17 protein-coding genes and 1 tRNA gene are annotated in these 19,625 nt (G+C 62.8%); 13 read left to right on the top strand and 5 right to left on the bottom strand.

Going from position 1 to position 19,625, the window contains the following annotated elements:
- Positions 1-55: 55 nt before the first annotated feature.
- From thrS to DYST_RS24315, 10 genes are all read left to right on the top strand, one after another.
- A complete protein-coding gene (gene thrS, locus DYST_RS09440) occupies positions 56-1,957 on the top strand; it encodes a threonine--tRNA ligase (RefSeq protein ID WP_102301296.1) in 1,902 nt (633 codons plus the stop codon).
- Between the two features lie 45 nt (positions 1,958-2,002).
- Positions 2,003-2,527 (top strand): translation initiation factor IF-3, encoded by a 525-nt coding sequence (infC, locus tag DYST_RS09435; RefSeq protein WP_255409191.1) that lies wholly within the window; start codon positions 2,003-2,005, stop codon positions 2,525-2,527.
- Between the two features lie 251 nt (positions 2,528-2,778).
- Positions 2,779-2,976, top strand: a complete 198-nt coding sequence (gene rpmI, locus DYST_RS09430) for a 50S ribosomal protein L35 (protein ID WP_038615747.1) — start codon at positions 2,779-2,781, stop codon at positions 2,974-2,976.
- A 16-nt stretch (positions 2,977-2,992) separates the two neighbouring features.
- Positions 2,993-3,352, top strand: coding sequence for a 50S ribosomal protein L20 (gene rplT / locus DYST_RS09425; RefSeq protein ID WP_017463630.1), 360 nt, complete (start codon positions 2,993-2,995; stop codon positions 3,350-3,352).
- Positions 3,353-3,612: 260 nt separating this feature from the next.
- Positions 3,613-4,608: a phenylalanine--tRNA ligase subunit alpha gene (gene pheS / locus DYST_RS09420; protein WP_239951516.1), complete on the top strand. Its 996-nt coding sequence runs from the start codon at positions 3,613-3,615 to the stop codon at positions 4,606-4,608.
- Between the two features lie 21 nt (positions 4,609-4,629).
- Positions 4,630-7,041, top strand: a complete 2,412-nt coding sequence (gene pheT / locus DYST_RS09415; RefSeq protein ID WP_239951514.1) for a phenylalanine--tRNA ligase subunit beta — start codon at positions 4,630-4,632, stop codon at positions 7,039-7,041.
- 1 nt (position 7,042) lies between these two features.
- Positions 7,043-7,342, top strand: a complete 300-nt coding sequence (gene ihfA / locus DYST_RS09410) for an integration host factor subunit alpha (protein WP_019467382.1) — start codon at positions 7,043-7,045, stop codon at positions 7,340-7,342.
- Positions 7,323-7,679: a MerR family transcriptional regulator gene (locus DYST_RS09405; protein WP_019467383.1), complete on the top strand. Its 357-nt coding sequence runs from the start codon at positions 7,323-7,325 to the stop codon at positions 7,677-7,679. The genes ihfA and DYST_RS09405 overlap by 20 nt, the downstream gene beginning before the upstream one ends.
- Positions 7,680-7,742: 63 nt before the next feature.
- A tRNA-Pro gene (locus DYST_RS09400) sits at positions 7,743-7,819 on the top strand.
- Between the two features lie 247 nt (positions 7,820-8,066).
- Positions 8,067-8,243: a helix-turn-helix domain-containing protein gene (locus tag DYST_RS24315; protein WP_428993986.1), complete on the top strand. Its 177-nt coding sequence runs from the start codon at positions 8,067-8,069 to the stop codon at positions 8,241-8,243.
- A gap of 237 nt (positions 8,244-8,480) precedes the next feature.
- Here DYST_RS24315 and serA read toward each other — a convergent pair whose 3' ends face one another.
- On the bottom strand, positions 8,481-9,713 hold the full coding sequence (gene serA, locus DYST_RS09395) for a phosphoglycerate dehydrogenase (RefSeq protein WP_239951513.1): 1,233 nt from the start codon (positions 9,711-9,713) through the stop codon (positions 8,481-8,483).
- A gap of 123 nt (positions 9,714-9,836) precedes the next feature.
- On the opposite strand from serA, the gene DYST_RS09390 reads away from it, so the two are divergent.
- The 3 genes from DYST_RS09390 to pip all read left to right on the top strand — a co-directional run bounded on the left by DYST_RS09390 (position 9,837) and on the right by pip (position 13,384).
- Positions 9,837-11,219, top strand: a complete 1,383-nt coding sequence (locus tag DYST_RS09390) for an FAD-binding oxidoreductase (protein ID WP_239951511.1) — start codon at positions 9,837-9,839, stop codon at positions 11,217-11,219.
- Positions 11,220-11,299: 80 nt separating this feature from the next.
- A complete protein-coding gene (locus DYST_RS09385; RefSeq protein ID WP_239951509.1) occupies positions 11,300-12,328 on the top strand; it encodes a YncE family protein in 1,029 nt (342 codons plus the stop codon).
- A gap of 99 nt (positions 12,329-12,427) precedes the next feature.
- Complete coding sequence (gene pip, locus DYST_RS09380; RefSeq protein ID WP_102301303.1) at positions 12,428-13,384, top strand: prolyl aminopeptidase; 957 nt, start codon at positions 12,428-12,430, stop codon at positions 13,382-13,384.
- 52 nt (positions 13,385-13,436) lie between these two features.
- Here the strand turns inward: pip and DYST_RS09375 are convergent, their stop codons facing one another.
- The 4 genes from DYST_RS09375 to DYST_RS09360 all read right to left on the bottom strand — a co-directional run bounded on the left by DYST_RS09375 (position 13,437) and on the right by DYST_RS09360 (position 19,404).
- Positions 13,437-15,227, bottom strand: coding sequence for a GGDEF domain-containing protein (locus tag DYST_RS09375; protein ID WP_239951507.1), 1,791 nt, complete (start codon positions 15,225-15,227; stop codon positions 13,437-13,439).
- A 13-nt stretch (positions 15,228-15,240) separates the two neighbouring features.
- On the bottom strand, positions 15,241-16,881 hold the full coding sequence (locus tag DYST_RS09370) for a methyl-accepting chemotaxis protein (RefSeq protein ID WP_239951505.1): 1,641 nt from the start codon (positions 16,879-16,881) through the stop codon (positions 15,241-15,243).
- Between the two features lie 250 nt (positions 16,882-17,131).
- Positions 17,132-17,773, bottom strand: coding sequence for a uracil phosphoribosyltransferase (gene upp, locus DYST_RS09365; protein ID WP_102301305.1), 642 nt, complete (start codon positions 17,771-17,773; stop codon positions 17,132-17,134).
- 32 nt (positions 17,774-17,805) lie between these two features.
- A complete protein-coding gene (locus DYST_RS09360) occupies positions 17,806-19,404 on the bottom strand; it encodes an ATP-binding cassette domain-containing protein (protein ID WP_239951504.1) in 1,599 nt (532 codons plus the stop codon).
- Positions 19,405-19,625: the final 221 nt, after the last annotated feature.

Genomic DNA, 19,625 nt, shown 5'->3' with positions numbered 1-19,625 from the left:
GCCGGACTCTTCAAATAGAGCACGTTCCTTTGGGACGTCTTTTTTAGGTGCGAACATGATTGAAATCACGCTACCCGACGGCAGCAAGCGCCCGTTCGACCATCCGGTGACGGTGCAGGATGTGGCTGCCTCCATTGGCGCCGGCCTGGCCAAGGCCACTCTCGCCGGTAAGGTGAACGGCAAGCTGGTCGATGCCAGCTTTCCCATCGAGAACAGCGCCAGTCTCGAAATCGTCACGGAGAAGAGCCCGGAGGCGCTGGATATCCTTCGCCACTCCACCGCGCATCTGCTGGCGCAGGCTGTGCAGCGCCTGTATCCGGGCGCGCAGGTCACCATTGGTCCGGTGATCGACAACGGTTTCTTCTACGACTTCGCCTATGAGCGCCCGTTCACGCCCGACGATCTGGTCAAGATCGAGGCGGAGATGGAAAAGATCGTCAAGGAAGCGCTGCCGGTGACGCGTAGCGTGAAGTCGCGCGATGAGGCGGTGAGCTTTTTCCGCGGTCTGGGCGAGGAGTACAAGGCCGAGATCATCGAGAGCATCCCTGCCAATGAGGAATTGTCCCTGTATTCGCAGGGCGATTTCATCGACCTCTGCCGTGGCCCGCACGTGCCCAACACGGGCAAGCTGCGCGCTTTCAAGTTGATGAAGGTGGCCGGCGCGTATTGGCGCGGCGATTCCAACAACGCGATGCTCACGCGCATCTACGGCACGGCGTGGCTCAACGACAAGGATCTGAAGGCCTACCTGCACCAGCTGGAGGAAGCCGAGAAGCGCGACCATCGCAAGATCGGCAAGGCTCTCGACCTCTTCCATCAGCAGGAAGAAGGCCCGGGCATGGTGTTCTGGCATCCCAAGGGCTGGGCGATCTGGCAGCAGGTGGAGCAGTACATGCGCCGCGTGTACCGCCAGAGCGGCTACCAGGAGGTGCGCTGCCCGCAGGTGCTGGATGTGTCGCTGTGGAAGAAGTCCGGCCACTGGGACAACTACCAGGAAAACATGTTCTTCACCGAGTCGGAGAAGCACACGTATGCCCTGAAGCCGATGAACTGCCCGGGCCACGTGCAGATCTTCAACACGTCCCTACATAGCTACCGCGACCTGCCGGTGCGGTACGGCGAGTTTGGTGCCTGCCATCGCAACGAGCCCTCGGGCGCGCTGCACGGCATCATGCGCGTGCGCGCCTTCACGCAGGACGATGGCCACGTGTTCTGCACGGAAGCGCAGATCGAGTCCGAAGTGACGGCCTTCCACCAGCAGGCCATGAAGGTGTACGACGACTTCGGCTTTGAGGACATCGCGCTGAAAATCGCGCTGCGTCCGGACAAGCGTATTGGCAGTGATGAGGTATGGGATCGCGCCGAAGAGGCCTTGCGCGCCGCGCTGGGCGCCGCTGGCGTCAAGTGGGAGGAGCTGCCGGGCGAGGGCGCCTTCTACGGCCCCAAGATCGAGTACCACATGAAGGACTCCATCGGCCGCGCCTGGCAGGTGGGCACCATGCAGGTGGACTTCATGATGCCCGAGCGCCTGGGCGCCGAGTACGTGGACGAGAGTTCACAGCGCCGTCACCCAGTCATGCTGCATCGTGCCATTGTGGGGTCAATGGAGCGTTTCATTGGTATCCTGATCGAGCATCATGCCGGTCTGCTGCCCACTTGGCTGTCCCCGCTGCAGGCCGCCGTGTTCAGTATTACGGACGCTCAGGCCGATTATGTCCGCGAAGTAGCGCAAACCCTTGTCGATAAAGGTTTCCGGGTTCACGCCGATTTGCGCAATGAGAAGGTCGGCTATAAAATCCGCGAACATACGTTGCAGAAAGTCCCTTACCTGCTGGTGGTCGGAGATCGCGAGAAGGAATCAGGGGCCGTTTCCGTGCGTACGCGTTCGGGCGAAGACCTCGGCAGCATGCCGTTGGTCGCGTTTATCGAACGCCTGGAAGCCGAGACCCGTCGCTAAGCGCGCGGGCCGGCACTTTTAAGAACTCTTCTGGAGGATTGTGGTATCGCTACCACCGACACAAAGGGCAATCGCCGTAACCTTGAGATCCGCGTCCCGCGCGTTCGCGTGATCGGCGCAGATTCGGAACAGCTAGGCATCCTTACCCGCGACGAGGCACTGGCCTTGGCTCAAGAGGCGGGCATGGACCTGGTCGAGATCCAGCCGAACGGCGACCCACCGGTCTGCCGCATCATGGATTACGGTAAGTTCAAGTTCGAAGCCCAGAAGAAGGCCCAGGCGGCCAAGAAGAAGCAAAAGCAGGTTGAAATCAAGGAAGTGAAGTTCCGTCCGGTCACGGACGTGGGCGACTACCAGATCAAGCTGCGCAACATGCTTCGCTTCCTCGAAGAGGGCGACAAGGTCAAGGTCACCATCCGCTTCCGCGGCCGTGAAATGTCCCATCAGGATCTGGGCCAGAATCTGGCCAGGAAGATCCAGGAAGATGTCGGCGAGAACGGTGTGGTGGAGTCTTTCCCCCGCCTGGAAGGTCGTCAGATGGTCATGATGATTGGGCCGAAGAAGAAGTAAGTTTCTGTAAATTAAAGAAAAGGCGGCCGGTGGGCCGCTTTTCTTTTGGATATTTCGCGGCACTGGGCTTTCTCCGTCACCTTTCCGGAGCGCGCGCTCAGCGCTAGCAAAACCCTGATTTCCTGCGTATAATCGCCGGTTCGACCCACCAGGACGGGCCGTGAACCGATGCTGGCAGGACGGAAAGAGCGCTTCAAAGCGCCGCCACATCAGTCAGAAACCGGGGCCTAGCCCCATCAAGGAGCATTCCCATGCCCAAGATCAAGACCAACCGGGCGGCTGCGAAGCGTTTTCGCAAAACCGCGTCGGGCAAGTTCAAGGCCGGTCACGCCTTCAAGTCGCACATCCTGACCAAGAAGTCGACCAAGCGTAAGCGCGGTCTCCGTGCCACCAACCACGTCAAAGCTTGCGACACCAAGGGTGTAGCACGCATGTTGCCGTACTTGTAAGGCGAGGAGATAAACCATGGCTCGTGTAAAGCGTGGCGTTACCGCCCGTCGTCGTCACAAAAAGATCATTGGCCGCGCGAAGGGTTACTACAACGCCCGTCGCAAAGTCTTCCGCGTTGCTAACCAGGCCGTCATCAAGGCTGGTCAGTACGCCTATATCGGCCGCAAGCAGCGCAAGCGTCAGTTCCGCGCTCTGTGGATCGTCCGTATCAACGCTGCGGCTCGCCAGTTCGGCCTGTCGTACAGCCGTCTGATCAACGGTCTCGCCAAGGCCGGCATCACTGTCGACCGCAAGGTGCTGGCGGACATCGCCGTGCACGACATCAAGGCGTTCGGCGCGATCGCAGAGAAGGCGAAGGCCAGTCTGGCCGCTTGATCGTCTTGCGCACTGCGCACTGACGATATGATGTGATCAAGCGGGGAGGAGGCCACCAGCCTCCTCCCCGTTTTTGTTTGGGCAGCTCGCGATGTTGCTCCCTCTCCCCTCCGGGGAGAGGGCCGGGGTGAGGGGACACGTCTTGCCACGGTTTTCAATCGAAGCACGAAGCGCGCTTCGATACAGCGATATCGCTAGAGCGGCCCCTCACCCTAGCCCTCTCCCCAGTGGGAAGAGGGAATAAAGCGAGAGTCGCATCGATGGATGACCTGGATAGCCGCGCGGTAGCCGCGCTGGCCGATATCGACAAGGCTGATACGCTGGAGGCGCTCGATGCGCTGCGCGTAAGCCTGCTGGGCAAGAGCGGTATTGTCACGGCCGCGCTGAAAGCATTGGGCGCACTCTCGCCAGACGAGCGCAAGGCACGCGGCGCTGAGGTCAACCGCATCAAGGATCGCCTGGCCGACGCGCTCGCCGCGCGCAAGCAGGTGCTCGAGCAGGCGGAGCTTGATCATCGCCTGGCCTCGGAAACCATCGACATCACGCTGCCGGGTCGCAATGGCGAACGCGGCGGCATCCATCCGATCACGCGCACGCTCGAGCGCATCACGGCCATCTTCTCGCGCCTGGGTTACCAGCGTGCCGATGGTCCGGAGATCGAGGACGACTGGCACAACTTCGAAGCGCTGAACTTCCCGCCGCACCATCCGGCGCGCGCCATGCACGACACCTTCTATTTTGGCGACGGTCGCCTGCTGCGTACGCACACCTCGCCAGTGCAGGTGCGCTCTATGCAGGGCCGCCAGCCGCCTATCCGCATCATCGCGCCGGGCAAGGTCTACCGCAGCGACTCGGACCAGACCCACTCGCCGATGTTCCATCAGATCGAAGGCCTGCTGGTTGACGAGACGTCCAGCTTCGCGGACCTCAAGGGCACGTTGGCTGAATTCATCCGTGCGTTCTTCGAGCGTGATTTCGAAATGCGTTTCCGTCCGAGCTACTTCCCCTTTACCGAGCCCTCGGCCGAAGTGGATATCCGTTGGGATGCGGAGGACGGCAGTACGCGTTGGCTGGAAGTGCTGGGCTGCGGCATGGTGCATCCTAACGTGCTGAAGAATTGCGGCATCGACCCGGAGCGCTACACCGGCTTCGCGTTCGGCCTGGGTGTGGAGCGTTTTGCGATGCTTCGCTACGGCGTCTCCGATCTGCGCGCGTTCTTCGAGAACGACCTGCGCTTCCTCAAGCAGTTCGCGTAAACGCAGCAGGAACCGATACGCATGAAATTCTCCGAAAACTGGCTGCGTCACCATGTGCCGACGAAGGCATCGCGTGACGAACTTTCCGCGACGCTAACGGCGATCGGTCTGGAGGTTGAAGACGTCACCGCGCTGGGCGACTCGCTCGACGGCGTGGTCGTGGCCCGCATCGTCAGCGCCCAGAAGCATCCTGAGGCGGATCGCCTGCAGGTGTGTGAAGTGGACACCGGCAACGGCACCGTGCAGATCGTCTGCGGCGCGCCCAATGCGCGCCCGGGTCTCGTGGCGCCGCTGGCGACGGTGGGTGCCACCTTGCCGGGCGGCATCGCCATCAAGGCGGCGAAGCTGCGTGGCGTTGAATCGTTCGGCATGCTTTGCTCGGCCAAGGAGCTGGGCATCGATCCGGATGCGTCCGGCCTGCTTGAGCTCCCGGCCGATGCACCGGTGGGTACGCCACTCGCCACCTATCTCGGTCTGCCGGATGCGAGCATTGAGATCAAACTCACACCCAACCGCGCCGATTGCTTCAGTGTGCGTGGCATCGCTTTCGATGTCGCCGCCGCGTTGGGTGGTGAAGTCATTCCGCTGGATGCCCAGGCTGTGCCGGCTCAGAATGACGCGACCATGCAGGTTGTGCTTGGTGCGGGCGAGCGCGTGCCGCGTTTTGCTGGACGCGTGATCGACAACGTCGACGCGAGCGTATCGACACCCGTTTGGATGGCAGAACGCCTGCGCCGCAGCGGCCTGCGTCCGATCAGCTTCCTTGTCGATGTCACGCAATACGTCATGCTGGAACTTGGCCAGCCGATGCATGCGTTCGACAAGGACAAGCTAGAAGGCGACATCGTCGTCCGCCCGGCTCGCACGAACGAGAAGCTGGCGCTCCTCGATGGCCGCACCGTTGAGCTGAGCGACGATTTCCTCGTCGTCTCCGACAGTGTTGGTGGCAAGGGCGCTCGCGCGGTGGCACTGGGCGGCATCATGGGCGGCTCGGAGACGCGCGTCACTGAGACCACGCGCAACGTGTTCCTCGAAGCAGCCCACTGGATTCCCTCGGCCATCATCGGCCGCAGCCGCAAGCTAGGCATGCATACGGATGCAGGGCATCGCTTCGAGCGTGGCGTCGATCCGGAACTGCCGGGCATTGCCGTTGAATACGCCACGCGATTGATCCTCGATATTGCTGGTGGTGTGCCCGGCCCGTTGGTGGACGTCACCCTGCCGGAACACCTGCGATCGCCTGAGCCGATCCTGCTGCGCCGTGCGCGCTTGGCTCGTGTGCTGGGCCTGACCGTCGCCGATGCCGAGGTGGTGCGCATCTTCACGGCGCTGGGCATGAAGGTCGAGCTGCAGGCCGATGGCTGGAAAGTCACCGCGCCGAGTCGTCGTTTCGACATCGAGCGCGAAGAAGACTTGATCGAAGAAGTCGCGCGCATCCACGGTTACGAGAACATCCCGACGCACACGCCTGCCGGCGCGCTGACGCTGGCCGTTGAGCCGGAAGGCCGCCTCAACGAGTTGGCCGTGCGCGAACAGCTGGCCGCACGTGCTTACTACGAAGCGGTGAACCTCGCTTTCATCGGTCATGACGTGCTTCAGCGCTGGGGCATGACCGAGCAGTTGGTGCCGTTGGCCAATCCGCTATCGGCAGACCTTGCCGTGATGCGTCCTTCGCTACTGCCGGGCCTAATCGTTGCGCTCTCGCACAACCGCGCCCGCCAGCAGGAACGCGTGCGCCTGTTCGAACTGGGTCGCACCTTCCGCATTGATGCGGAGGCGGCCGCCCGCAAGGACGCACCGACTGAAACGCCGATGCTGGCCATCGCTGCTTGCGGCACGGCTCATGCGGAGCAGTGGGGCGAAGCATCCCGCTCGCTCGAATTCCATGACCTGAAGGGCGACCTCGACGCCCTGATCGCCTGGGGCGGCGAGCCGGAGCGTTGGGCCATCCACGCCGATGGGCTGCCGAGTTGGCTGCATCCGGGTCGCGGTGCCCGCGTAACCCGCGACGGCAACACGGTGGGCTTCCTCGGTGCGCTGCACCCCCAACTGGCTAAAGCCCTGGACCTCGGCGCCGATGTCCATGTGCTGGAGCTGGCGTTGGAGCCAGTGCTAGCCCGTCGCCTGCCCAAGGCACAGCCTGTGCCCCGGTTCCCGTCCGTTCGCCGCGATATCGCGGTTGATGTGCCGGAAGAGGTGACCTGGTCACAGATTGAGCAGGTAGTCCGGAAGACCTTGGGCGGTCAGCTGAAAGAGTTGTGCCTGTTCGACCGTTACAGCGGCAAGGGAGTCGAAGTGGGCCGAAAGAGTCTCGCTATGGGCTTGATTTTACAGGACGCTTCACGCACGCTTACTGACGACGACGCTGACCGTAACATTCGCGAAGCAGTCGTAGCGTTGGAGATGGCATGCAAGGCGAAGTTGCGAGGATAAGATGGCGCTGACCAAAGCGGAGATGGCCGAGCGCCTCTTTCTTGAGGTAGGCCTCAACAAGCGTGAGGCAAAAGAATTCGTAGACGCCTACTTCGAGGTCGTCCGCGAGGCGTTGGAAAAGGGTGAGCAGGTGAAGCTGTCGGGTTTCGGCAACTTCGACTTGCGTCAGAAAAACCAGCGGCCGGGGCGCAACCCCAAGACGGGCGAGGAGATTCCTATCTCCGCTCGTCGTGTGGTGACGTTCCGACCGGGTCAGAAACTCAAGGTGCGAGTCGAGGGCTATGCTGGACCAAGGGAATAACACCGAGCTGCCGGCCATCCCGGCGAAGCGCTACTTCACGATCGGTGAAGTGAGCGAACTGTGTGGCGTCAAGCCGCACGTGCTGCGGTATTGGGAACAGGAATTTCCCGCACTCAATCCCGTCAAACGTCGCGGCAACCGTCGCTACTATCAGCGTCACGATGTACTGATGATCCGTCAGATTCGTGGCCTGCTATACGACGAAGGCTTCACCATTACGGGTGCCCGTGCCCGTCTGGAAGGTCCGCAGGCGCGCATGGAATCAAGCATTTCCCACCAGATCGTGCGCCAGGTGCGCATGGAACTGGAAGAAGTGCTGGCGCTGCTGCGCCGCTAAGTTTCATCCGAGGCTTCCGGTACTACCAGCCAAGCTGGTAGACTTGTCCTCTTGCCGTATCGTCGGGGCGTAGCGCAGCCTGGTAGCGCATCTGCCTGGGGGGCAGAGGGTCGTGGGTTCGAATCCCGCCGTCCCGACCAATTCGGCAACATGGGATATCACTAGAGTCCCCTTAGAACCCCGGCTTCCCGGGGTTTTTTGTTGTCCGCACTAACTGGGGTATCCCGGGGTATCCCTTGCATACCCCCAAATCCGGGGGTATGTTCGGGGGTATGAGGCCCGTCGAAAGCGGCCGTACCCCCGGAGGTGCGCCATGCTGACTCCTTCGCAAGTTGCCAACGCTGGGAGTCAAATTTGGCGTCCGAATTCGAAGACTTCGCTAGGCTTATGGATTTGTGTGCCACGGACTCCTACGTCAGTGGAATTGAGCGAGGGCGCCGCAATCCCTCCCTAAAGTCCATGCAGCGAGTCGCGGCCCAGCTAGATAGGTCACTGGATGAAGTGTTCATCTTGGCCCGCCAGCTGGCCGAGATAGGGGCTGGGAAGCCTGCCAAGGGCAGCTAACCGAGGCGTTGGATTGATCCGTCTGAGCAGTCCCTCGTCACTTGGGGCGATCTGCATACCGCTTTCGCGCGTAGTTCGCGGGGGTATATCTGGGGGTATTTGGCGGCTTAGTACACCTAGACGCTCCGTCTACACTGGGTTACCGGGCGTTATTCGGTAGACGCCGTCCCAATTCGGCAACAGATAGCAGAACGGCGCCCTGGGGCGCCGTTTTTGTTTGTGTGGGTTTCTCGGCTCTCAGTAGAGCACGCGACTACGCAGCGTGCCCGAGATGGCTGCTAGCTGGTCTTTCAGTTCGGCCGATTGTTTCTCATCGGCGGCCACATCAATCACCACGTAGCCCACCTCGCCGTCCGTCTGCAGGAACTGGGCGTCGATATTGATGTTGCCGGCAGAGAACAGCTCGTTGATGCGCGAAAGTATGCCGGGCACGTTGCGGTGGATGTGCAACAGGCGGCGACTGCGCGGGTGCTCTGGCAGCGATACCTCCGGGAAATTCACCGCCGACAAGGTGGAGCCGTTGTCGCTGTAGCGCACCAGTTTGGCGGCGACTTCGATGCCGATATTGTCCTGCGCCTCCAGCGTGCTGCCGCCGATATGCGGGGTAAGGATGACGTTGTCCATGCCTACCAGTGGCGACACGAAGGCATCGTCGTTGCCCTTCGGTTCCACCGGGAACACGTCCACCGCCGCACCGGCCAGATGCTCCGCGCGCAAGGCTGCGGCCAAGGCGTCGATATCCACGACGGTGCCACGAGAGGCATTGATCAGCAGCGAACCCTTGCGCATGTGGGACAGTTCGCGGCTACCGATCATCAGCTGCGTTGAGGGCGTCTCAGGCACATGCAGGGTGACGACATCGGCGCGCTCGAGCAGGTCCTCGAGACTATCCGCCGCCCGCGCGTTGCCGAGCGAAAGCTTGGATTCGATGTCGTAGAAGATCACCCGCATGCCCAGACTTTCGGCCAGTACGCCGACCTGTGTGCCGATGTGGCCGTAGCCAACGATACCCAGCACCTTGTCGCGGACCTCGAAGCTGCCGGCCGCCGACTTGGTCCAGCCGCCGCGATGGCACAGAGCGTTCTTCTGGGGGATGCCGCGCAGCAGCATAATAGTTTCAGCGATAACCAATTCCGCCACGCTGCGCGTGTTGGAGTAGGGCGCGTTGAATACCGGCACGCCGAGCCGGCGTGCGCTGCCCAGGTCCACCTGATTGGTGCCAATGCAGAAGCAGCCCACGGCAATTAGCCGTTTAGCCTGCTGAAGCACCTCGTCCGTCAGGTGAGTGCGCGAACGGATGCCGACGATGTGCGCTTCCGCGATGCGGGCCTTCAAATCCGCTTCCGGCAGGGCTTTTTCGTGGTATTCGATCTGGCTATAACCTGCGCGGTGGAAGCTTTCGACGGCACTGAGGCTGACGCCTTCCAGCAGGAGCACCTTGATGTCTTGTTTCGGGAACGAGGTCTTCATGGGCCATGGCGCGGTGGATGACCCGGTCACTATGCCAGACCTTGAAGGGCTTTTGCGGCGTCGCAACACTGGACGATGCAAGGCTGCGCTGGCAGGCTTGCAGGGCACTCCGGGGAACACCACATGACTGACGCTCGACTGGCCGCGCTTGCCGCTCGGTTGCCCAACCTTCGCCTGCTGACCGATCCGGCCGACCTGGAGCACTACGGCCGTGACTGGACGCGCCGCTGGACACCCGCGCCGCTGGCTATCGCGTTGCCAGGCGACGTTGCCGAGGTGCAGGCCATCGTGCGCTGGGCCAACGAGCAGGGCGTCGCCGTGGTTCCATCGGGTGGCCGCACGGGCCTTTCCGGTGGCGCTGTCGCGGCCCACGGCGAACTGGTACTGAGCCTGGAGCGCATGAATCGCGTGCTCGATTTCGATGCCGTGGATCGCACGCTTACGGTACAGGCAGGCATGACGCTGCATGCCGTGCACGAAGCGGCGAAGGAACAAGGGCTGATTTATCCGGTGGACTTCGCCGCGCGCGGCTCGTGTTCCATAGGCGGCAATATCGCCACCAATGCGGGTGGCATCCGTGTGATCCGTTATGGCAATACGCGGGAATGGATCGCTGGCCTCACGGTGGTCGCCGGCAATGGCGAACTGCTGCAACTCAATCGTGGCCTGATCAAGAACTCCAGCGGCTACGATCTGAGGCAGTTGATGATTGGCTCGGAAGGGACGCTCGGCGTCGTCGTCGAGGCCACGTTGCGGCTCACCGATCCGCCACCGGCTTCGCAGGTGATGCTGCTGGCGTTGCCGAACATGGACGCGCTGATGGAAGTCTTCGCGCTGTTCCGTTCCCGTCTCACGCTGCAGGCATTTGAGTTCTTCACCGATGTGGCGCTGTGCCACGTGCTGGCGCACGGCGCACAGCGCGCCATCGATGGGGATCACCCCTATTACGTCGTTACTGAATTCGATGCGGACGAGTCATCACAGGATGCCGCACTCGCCGCGTTCGAGTACGGCGTGGATCACGGCTGGATCAGCGATGGCGTGATCGCGCAGAGCGAAGCGCAGGCTGCCACGCTGTGGCGCCTGCGCGAGGGCATTACCGAAAGCCTTGCGCCACATCGCCCGTACAAGAACGACATCTCGCTGCGCATCAGCGCGCTGCCGGTATTCCTGCACGAGATCCAGACGCTGCTTGGGCAGGAGTATCCGCACTTTGATGTGGTGTGGTTCGGGCATATCGGCGACGGTAACCTGCACATCAACGTACTGCGTCCGGATGATCTTTCTGACAGCGACTTCATCGCTCAATGCGAGCATGTCACCAAGCTGCTCGCCGACACCTTGCAGCGCCACGGTGGCAGCATCTCCGCTGAGCACGGCATTGGCCTGGTGAAGCGCGCCTACCTGGGCAGCACGCGCAGCGAGGCGGAGATCGCCCTGATGCGTGGCGTGAAGCAGGTGTTCGATCCCGAAGGGCTGCTCAATCCGGGCAAGCTGTTCATCTGATCGGTTCGGGCGGGTGCTCGTAAGCAAGGTCTAAGTCACGCGTTGCATGCTCTGGGAACCCCGTCACCAACAGGTCTCCCATGCACCGTCCCCTTCGCAACGTCCTTGCTATCGCCCTGTTCGCCGCCTGTTCTTCGCATGTTTTTGCCGCGCCACAGGCGGCCCCGTTCCAGGTCATTTCGCAGCTGCCGCTGGGCGGCGCTGGTGGCTGGGATTACCTGAGTTTCGACGAGCAGCACCGCCACCTGTTCGTGACGCGCGGTGATCGCGTGGAAGTGGTGGATGTGGACCAGAACAAGCGTGTCGGCACCATTCCGGGCACGCAGGGCGTGCATGGCGTAGCGCTCGACCCGTCCACGCATCGTGGCTATACCAGCAATGGCCAGTCGGCTTCCGTGACGGTGTTCGATCTCAACACGCTGGCAGTGCTCGCCACCATCAAGGGCACCGGCGAGAAGCCGGATGCGATTACCTACGATGCGATGTCGAAGCACGTTTTCACCTTCAACGGCAAAGGCAAGTCCTTCAGCGTGATCGATCCGGCGAACAACACCGTGATCACGACGGTGCCGTTGTCCGGCAAGCCGGAGTTCGCAGCGACCGACGAAGCAGGCCACATCTACGTGAACAACGAAGACACCGCCGAGCTGATCAAGATCGATACGGCGACGAACAAGGTCGTGGGCACTTGGAAGCTCGGTACCTGTGAGTCGCCGTCCGGCCTGGCCATCGATCGCAAGCACCACCGGCTCTTCTCCGTCTGCGACAACAAGCAGATGGTGGTGAGCGACGCGGACGCGGGCAAGGTCGTTGCCAGCGTCGCCATTGGCGAGGGCCCGGACGCGGTGGTCTTCGACGACGCCACTGGCACGGTGTACAGCTCCAACGGCGAGAGCGGCAATATCACTGCCGTGCACCAGGACGATGCCGACCACTACAGCGTGGCCGCGACCATTCCCACTCAGCCGAGCGCGCGTACGCTGGCACTCGATCCCAAGCTGCATCGCCTGTACTTGTCGGCCGCCACGCTGGCCGGCCCGGCGCAGGAAGGCCATCACCCGGCCATCAAGCCGGACAGCTTTACCGTGCTGACCGTGGGCGCGCCGTAACACCTGTCCGGGCTACTGGCGGGCCGCTGGACGGTTCGGGCGAAAGGGGGCGGCGTGTTAGCCTAAACAGCCGTCCCCGTTCGCTTCAGGAGCCCCAGCATGTCGCAGGAACTTCGTACCCTGTACCCCGAGATCGAGCCGTATGACACCGGGATGCTCAAGGTCTCGGACCTGCACACGCTGTACTACGAGCAGAGTGGCAACCCGAACGGCAAACCGGTGGTGTTCCTGCACGGCGGTCCTGGCGGTGGCACTAACCCGAAGTGCCGTCGCTTCTTCGATCCGGCGGTGTACCGCATCGTGCTGTTCGATCAGCGTGGGTGTGGCAAGTCCACCCCGCACGCGGAGTTGCATGACAACACCACGTGGAACCTCGTCAACGACATCGAGCGCATCCGCAAGCACCTAGGTATCGATCGCTGGCAGGTGTTCGGCGGTTCGTGGGGTTCCACACTGGCGCTGGCCTATGCTGAAACGCATCCGGAGCACGTAACCGAGCTCGTCCTGCGCGGCATCTTTATGCTGCGTCGCTGGGAGCTGGAGTGGTTCTACCAGAAGGGTTGCGATGCGCTGTACCCGGATGCGTGGGAGACCTATCTGCACGCCATTCCGGAAGCCGAACGCGGTGACCTGATGAGTGCCTACTATCGCCGCCTGACCAGCACCGATCCGGTGGTGCGCGTCGAGGCTGCACGTGCATGGTCGGTATGGGAAGGTGCGACCAGCTACCTGTATCAGGACGAAGGCCACATCCAGTCCAGCGGTGAAGACGAGTTCGCGCTCGCCTTTGCGCGCATCGAGTGCCATTACTTCGTGCATGGTGGCTTCTTCGAACATGACGACCAGTTGCTGCGCAACGTGGGACGTATCCGTCACATCCCGGCAGTGATCGTGCAGGGCCGTTACGACGTGGTGTGTCCGATGCGCAGCGCGTGGGATCTGCACCGCGCCTGGCCGGAAGCGGATCTGCACGTCGTGCAGGATGCCGGCCACTCGGCGTTCGAGCCCGGCAATATCTCTGAACTCGTGAAAGCGACGGACCGCTTCCGCGGCTGATCGTCCCTCAGGTGATTTCTCAAACCCCCGGCCGGCAACGACCGGGGGTTTTTCATGGGGTCCCAGCGAGCTTGGGGAATACGTGCAGGCTGACGTGCGCACGCTTGGCCTGGCGCTTGGCGCGTGCGGCCAGCATGGCGATGGATTGCGCCCGCTGCGGCAGTGGCGGTGCCAGTTCGACCGCCCCCATCACGACGGTGGTGCACGGGAAGAATTGAGGATCACCTCGGCGATCCTTTCCGCGCAGCCCGCCGTGGACAAGGTCGTCTGCATCGAACAGCTGGGGCGAGCGTGCGTTGAAGGCATCGATGATGCGCTGGCAGCGTGCTTCCCAATCGTCGCTCTGGAACAGCACCACGAAATCGTCACCGCCGATGTGACCAACGAAATCAAGCGACGGATCGACGTGCTCGCTCAGTAGGCTGGACAGCAGGCGGATCATCTCGTCGCCGCGCGAGTAGCCGTAGTGATCGTTGAACGGCTTGAAATCGGTGAGGTCCACGTGCACGACGGTGAACGTGTCACCCCCGTCGATCAAGCGTTCCAGATGCTCCGTGGTGGGGATGTTGCCCGGCAGGAAAGTCAGCGGATTGGCGTGGCGCGCCGCCTCAATGCGCAACTCACTCACACGGCGTACCAGTGCTTCACCGGTGCCGAGGCCAAGATAGTGTCCCTTGCGGGTGACGATGAAGCCGTCGGCCAGATAGCGCTGGTCTTCACCGCGCAACACGTCGGCCAAGCTCTCCAGGCTGCGGTTTTCGTCGCAGACCAGCGGCGCACTGTTCATCAGCGCGGTGCACGACTTCCTTGCCAGCAGCTCACGCGCGAAGGGTTGCGCCATGCGCTCGTTGACCAGTCGGCGATTGATCAGTCCGATGGGGTGGCCGTCCTTCACCACGGCGACGGCGTGCAGTTCTGGGTGCTTCACAAACAGCGCCATGACTTCATCATTCGTCTGGCGTGGTTGCACCGCCGGCGCTTCCATCAGCAGGTGGCTCACCTGGGTTGGGCGCTGGGTCACGGGGCCGCGCGGGCGCGGCAGCACCGGCACGGCGGCCGTGCGCAATACCTGCCGGACGTCGGCACTGACCTCGTGCACGGCGCGCTCGGCAGGGTGACCGATCAGGAAGCCCTGCGCGTACGGAATACCCAGGTCGCGCATCACGCGTAGGTCCGCCGGGTCTTCCACGCCTTCGCCCACCAGATCAGTGCCGAGTGACTCGGCCACTTGGCAGAGCGAGCGCACGATGGCCAGCCGTCCCGCGCTGCGCGACAGCCCATTGATCAGGTAACGATCGATCTTCACCACGTCAGGGTGGATCTCGTTCCACATCTCGAAGTTGGAATGACCGTTGCCGAAGTCGTCAAGCGCGATGCGCATGCCGTGTGCGCGCAGATAGCCGAGCGCATGCGCAAGGCGCGCAGGGCTTTCCACTACGTCGCGCTCGGTCACCTCAATGGTTACGCGTGCCGGATCGAGACCGCACGACGACAGCGCCGCGAGCACATCGTCCGGCCGCAATGAGTCGTGCAGAATCGCGTGCGCGCTCAGGTTCACCAACAGACGGCCCGGAGCTGCCTGGGCTTCGAACGCGCTGCAAAGTGTGCGCGCGGCGTGCAGTTCCAGCTCTGCGAGCCGGCCTTCCATGCGTGCCAGATCCAGCAGGTCGAGGATGGAAATATTTCCCGGCGCGAAGGCGCAGCGGCTGAGACCTTCGTGCGCGACAACCTCGAGCGTGTCGACGCGCACCACGGGCTGGAAGACTGGTCGAAGGCTTCCTGCGAGAAGTGCGCGCTCGAGCATGGCGTGCGGCTTGTATTGGTAAGCGAGACTGACTGACATGCCCTGCTGGATGTCAGGCCGCGATGGCCTGAGCGTTTTGCGTCATTGCGGATGGAGGACGCGCGTCGTGCGCCGTCCCATGATCGCCGCCCTTCTCGGGAAGGCGGAAGAAGGCGACTTGCCGCATCAGCGTGTCAGCATCGGCGGCCAATGCGCGCCCGGTGAAGTTGATGTCTTCCACTAGATCGGCATTCGCCTGGGTGATGCCGTCCATCTCCATGACGGCGCGGTTGATCTGGGTGATGCCGCTGACCTGCGACTGGCTGGTGCGAGAAATCTGCATGACGCGTTCGGACATGCTGCCCATACCGGACACGATACCGTCCAGCGCCTCGCCGGAACGGGACACGCGCTCGCGTGCGATGTCGACCGCTTCGCTACTGCGCTCCACCAGGCGGCGGATGTCCTTGCCCGCATCGACGCAGCGACGCGCGAGCTGCCGCACTTCCGTCGCTACTACGGCGAAGCCGCGGCCGCGCTCTCCGGCCTGCGCGGCTTCGATCGCCGCGTTGAGCGAGAGCAGGTTGGTCTGGAAGGCAATGCTGTCGACCAGATCGACGATTTCCGAGATATCGCGGCTGGCCTTTTCGATGGCGAGCATCGAGTCGATGGCCTCGCTGGCCACGTGACGTCCGTGCTCGGCGTGTGCCAGCGCGTCGCGTGCCGCCAAGGCTGCACCATCGGCATGGCCCGCGCCCTGTGTGGCCGTGTCGGCCATCTGCGCCATCGAGGCGGCGGTTTCTTCAAGGCTGGCGGCCTGGGCCTGCGTGCGCTCGCTTAGCGCGTCGTTGTCCTGTGCAAGGCGGCGCGCGCGTTCGCCCACGGATGCCGCGCCCGTACGAACCTCGGTGAGCACGCGCGTGAGTTGTGTATCCATCGACGCCAGTGCGCGCAGCAGCTTGCCTAGTTCGTCGTTCGCGCCGGCTTCTACCGCTTCGCCCAGCGTACCGGCAGCAATGCGTTCGGCCACGTGGGTGGCGCGGGTCAGGCGCTGCATCAGCGAGCGCATGAGTGCACCGTCCATCACGATGGTGACGACCAGCGCCACACCCAGCAGGACGAGCAACAGGATCATGCCGTCGCGGTCCGCCGCGTGCTGCATCGCCACCTGCTGGTTGCCCTTGGCCAGCGCAGCCTGGAACAGATTGGCGAAATCGCTTTGCAGCGGCTCGTACGCCGGCTGCACCTCGGTGGTGAGCTTGAGGCCGGCGATATCGAACTGGCCGGCATCGAGCAAGGCGAGCGTCTCATCGATCGTGCGGTCGGCATCGGCGCGATGCGCGGCGGCCATCTTGAGCGTCTGCGCCTGTTCCTGTGCCAGTTCACTGCCGAGCAGCGCTTTCCAATGGCGCTCGCCATCCACGCGATCCGCGTGGATGCGCGTGTGCGCGTCATCCACGGCGGAGGGCAGTTGGGACATGACGGCGTGCACCAGTACCTGCAGGGTGCTGTTGTAGTCGTTCTGCACGCGGCCTACATCGGCCACTGGGCTGAGCGAGCCTTCCACCAAACCCTGGATACGCGTGTCGGCGCGATGCAGTTGCACCACACCCGCCACGCAGGTGATCGCCAGCAAGGCCACGATGGCCAACAGGCGCAGCAACAGACGCTGACGTAGCGTCAGTCCGGTGATCCGCTTGGATAGCTTGAACATGGGGGAATCCGGGGGTGAGGGTACTGCAAGAGCTGTCGGCTCACCGCGCGGCAACTTTAGCCATAAATCAAAAAAATATTCTTCTAATTCAAATTGTTATGGTGATTTCGGGGTGGCATGGAAGCGCGGCAAAGATCGCACGGGAAGATGTCGACCCCATGACTTTTGTGCTGCACTTCTCATTCCGTCGGACCACAAAAAAGCCCCGCCAGTGATGACGGGGCTGTTGGATGGTGTGCGGTGATGGCGCTTAGCTGGCGGGCAGTTGCTTGGTGCCGAAGATCTTGTCACCCGCATCGCCGAGGCCGGGCAGGATGTAGCCGTGCTCGTTCAAGCGCTCGTCGATGGATGCCGTGTAGATCTCCACATCCGGATGAGCCGCCTCGATACGCTTGAGGCCCTCGGGTGCGGCGACCAGGAACAGACCCTTGATGCGCTTGCAGCCGGCGGCCTTCAGCATGTCCACCGTGGCGACCAGTGTGCCGGCGGTGGCGAGCATGGGATCGACGATGATCGCAATGCGCTCGTCCATGCGGCCGGTGAGCTTCTCGTAGTAGGTGATCGGCTTGAGCGTTTCCTCGTCGCGCTGCAGGCCGACCACGCTGACCTTGGCGGCGGGGATCATGTCGAGTACGCCGGGCAGCATACCCAGGCCTGCGCGCAGGATCGGTACGATGGTGACCTTCTTACCCTTGATCTGATGCACGGTGAGCGGGCCGGCCCAGCCTTCGATGTGCTGCTCGACCGTTTCCAGATCCTTGGTGGCCTCGTAGGTAAGCAGCGAGGCCACTTCAGAGGCGAGTTCGCGGAACTCCTTGGTGCTGATGCCGGCGCGGCGCATCAGGCCGAGTTTGTGCTGGATCAGGGGATGGCGGACTTCGACGATCTTCATGGGTAAACCTGGCTGCGTGGGTCACGCAATTGTCACTCACGCTGTGTGACGAGGGCGAGGGGTTTGCGCAAAAGGAAGCAGCGTTCGATGCCCGCCTGCTCGATCAACGCGGCATCGTGGCTTACCAGGATCAGCGAGCCGCGATAGGTGGCGAGTGCCTGTTCGAGCAGGCGGCGGCTGTCCAGGTCGAGATGGCTGTCCGGTTCGTCGAGCAGAAGCAGCTCATAGGGCTCCAGTGCACTGTCCAGCGCAAGCAAGGCCAGCTTCACCCGCTCGCCGCCGCTTAATAGCCGTGCAGGCAAATCGGCCCGCTCGGCGCGCAGGCCAATGCCGGCGATGTATTCGCGATAGCGCGTGGGGGTGTGGCCGGGTGACAGCGTACGCAGGTTGTCCAGTGCGCTCAGGTCGTCCTGTAGCAGGCTGTAGTGCTGGTCGATCAGCAGCACGCGCGCGCCGCGCCGCATGCGCCCCGCACGTGGCGACTGGTGGCCCATGATGACGGCAAGCAGGCTCGACTTGCCGCTGCCGTTGTCACCGCATAGATGCAGGCGCTCACCCGGTGCGAGGTGCAGATCGATGGATTCGGTGTGACCGTGCGGGAGGATCACACCTTCGAGCAGCAAAGACGCATGCGTGGCCGGAAGCGTGCCGAGGTCGAACCGCTGGGAGCGATGCAAGTCAACACGTGTTCGTGCTTCGGTCAGCCGTTCGCGTTGTCGCTCCTGCTGTGATTGCTGTGCGGTGCGCAAGCGGGCACCGGTGTCTTCCGAGCGTTGCTTACGGCGGTCCAGCAGAATGGTGGCGATGTTGGCGTTGCCGCGCTCGCGGTCGGCTTTGTGCTGGCGTTGCTCAAGACGCTCGCGATCTTGTTGCTGCCGGCGATCAAGCGCCTTTTGTTCGCGCCGCGCATGATCCAACTGCTGTTCCGCCGCCTCGGTTTCGGCCTCCCGCTGCGTCAGGTACGCGGCGAAACCGTCGCCATAACGCTGCATGCCGCGCGGAGAGAGGTCATCGATGGTCTGGGCATCGGCCAGCAATTCGCGATCATGGCTGATCAGCAAATAGCCGCCTATATGCATGCGCAGGCATTCACGTAGCCAGTGACGGCTGCGCCGGTCCAGGTGATTGCCGGGTTCGTCGAGTATCAGGAAATGATGTGTCTGCTCGAACATGGCGGTCAGTCGCAGGCGTACGCGTTCGCCACCACTAAGGCTTTCCCATGGGCGCGTTTCATCACTAGGCACGCCAGCCTCGTCGAACCAACGGCGCAGGCGTTCGCGTATGCCCCAGTCCTCGTCGATCGCCTGGAAATCCAGCGGATCGACGCTGCCGGCCTCGATGCGCTGCAGGGCATCCAGTTTACGATTTACGCCGAGCGCCTCGGCCACGCCTCCGGCGAACACCGGCCATCGCTGCGGCAGATAGTCGAGTGCCACGTGGCGGACCACGTTGCCCTGCGTCGGTGAGACTTGGCCGGCGAGGATGCGCGCCAGCAGCGATTTGCCGCTGCCATTGCGTCCGACCAATGCATGGCGGCCGACGGTGAAGGAGACGTCCAGATCCTGGAATACGGGATCGCGCCCGGGCGGCGCGAAAGTGAGTTGGTGTGTGTGTATGGCAATAGCTGTCATAGACCCTCCGGTAGGGGAGTGGCATACGACAGGGGGTCTGCGCGAAAGCGCGCGGATGTCGACCGCCCTGTCACTCGTAGCCAGACGCAACGCGCGCACGAAGGCGGCGTGTCAGTCGGCAAGGGAGTGGCTTAGAGGCGCATGTCGGCGGCGAATCCCAGTGGAGGTGAGTGCGCAGCATAACAGGGCTTGCTTAAGCACAAACAAAAAAAGGGTGCCGA

This window comes from Dyella terrae, assembly GCF_022394535.1.
Lineage (GTDB): Bacteria > Pseudomonadota > Gammaproteobacteria > Xanthomonadales > Rhodanobacteraceae > Dyella.
Note: the sequence above shows the minus strand (reverse complement) of the source record. Positions and strands in the feature narration are given on the sequence as shown.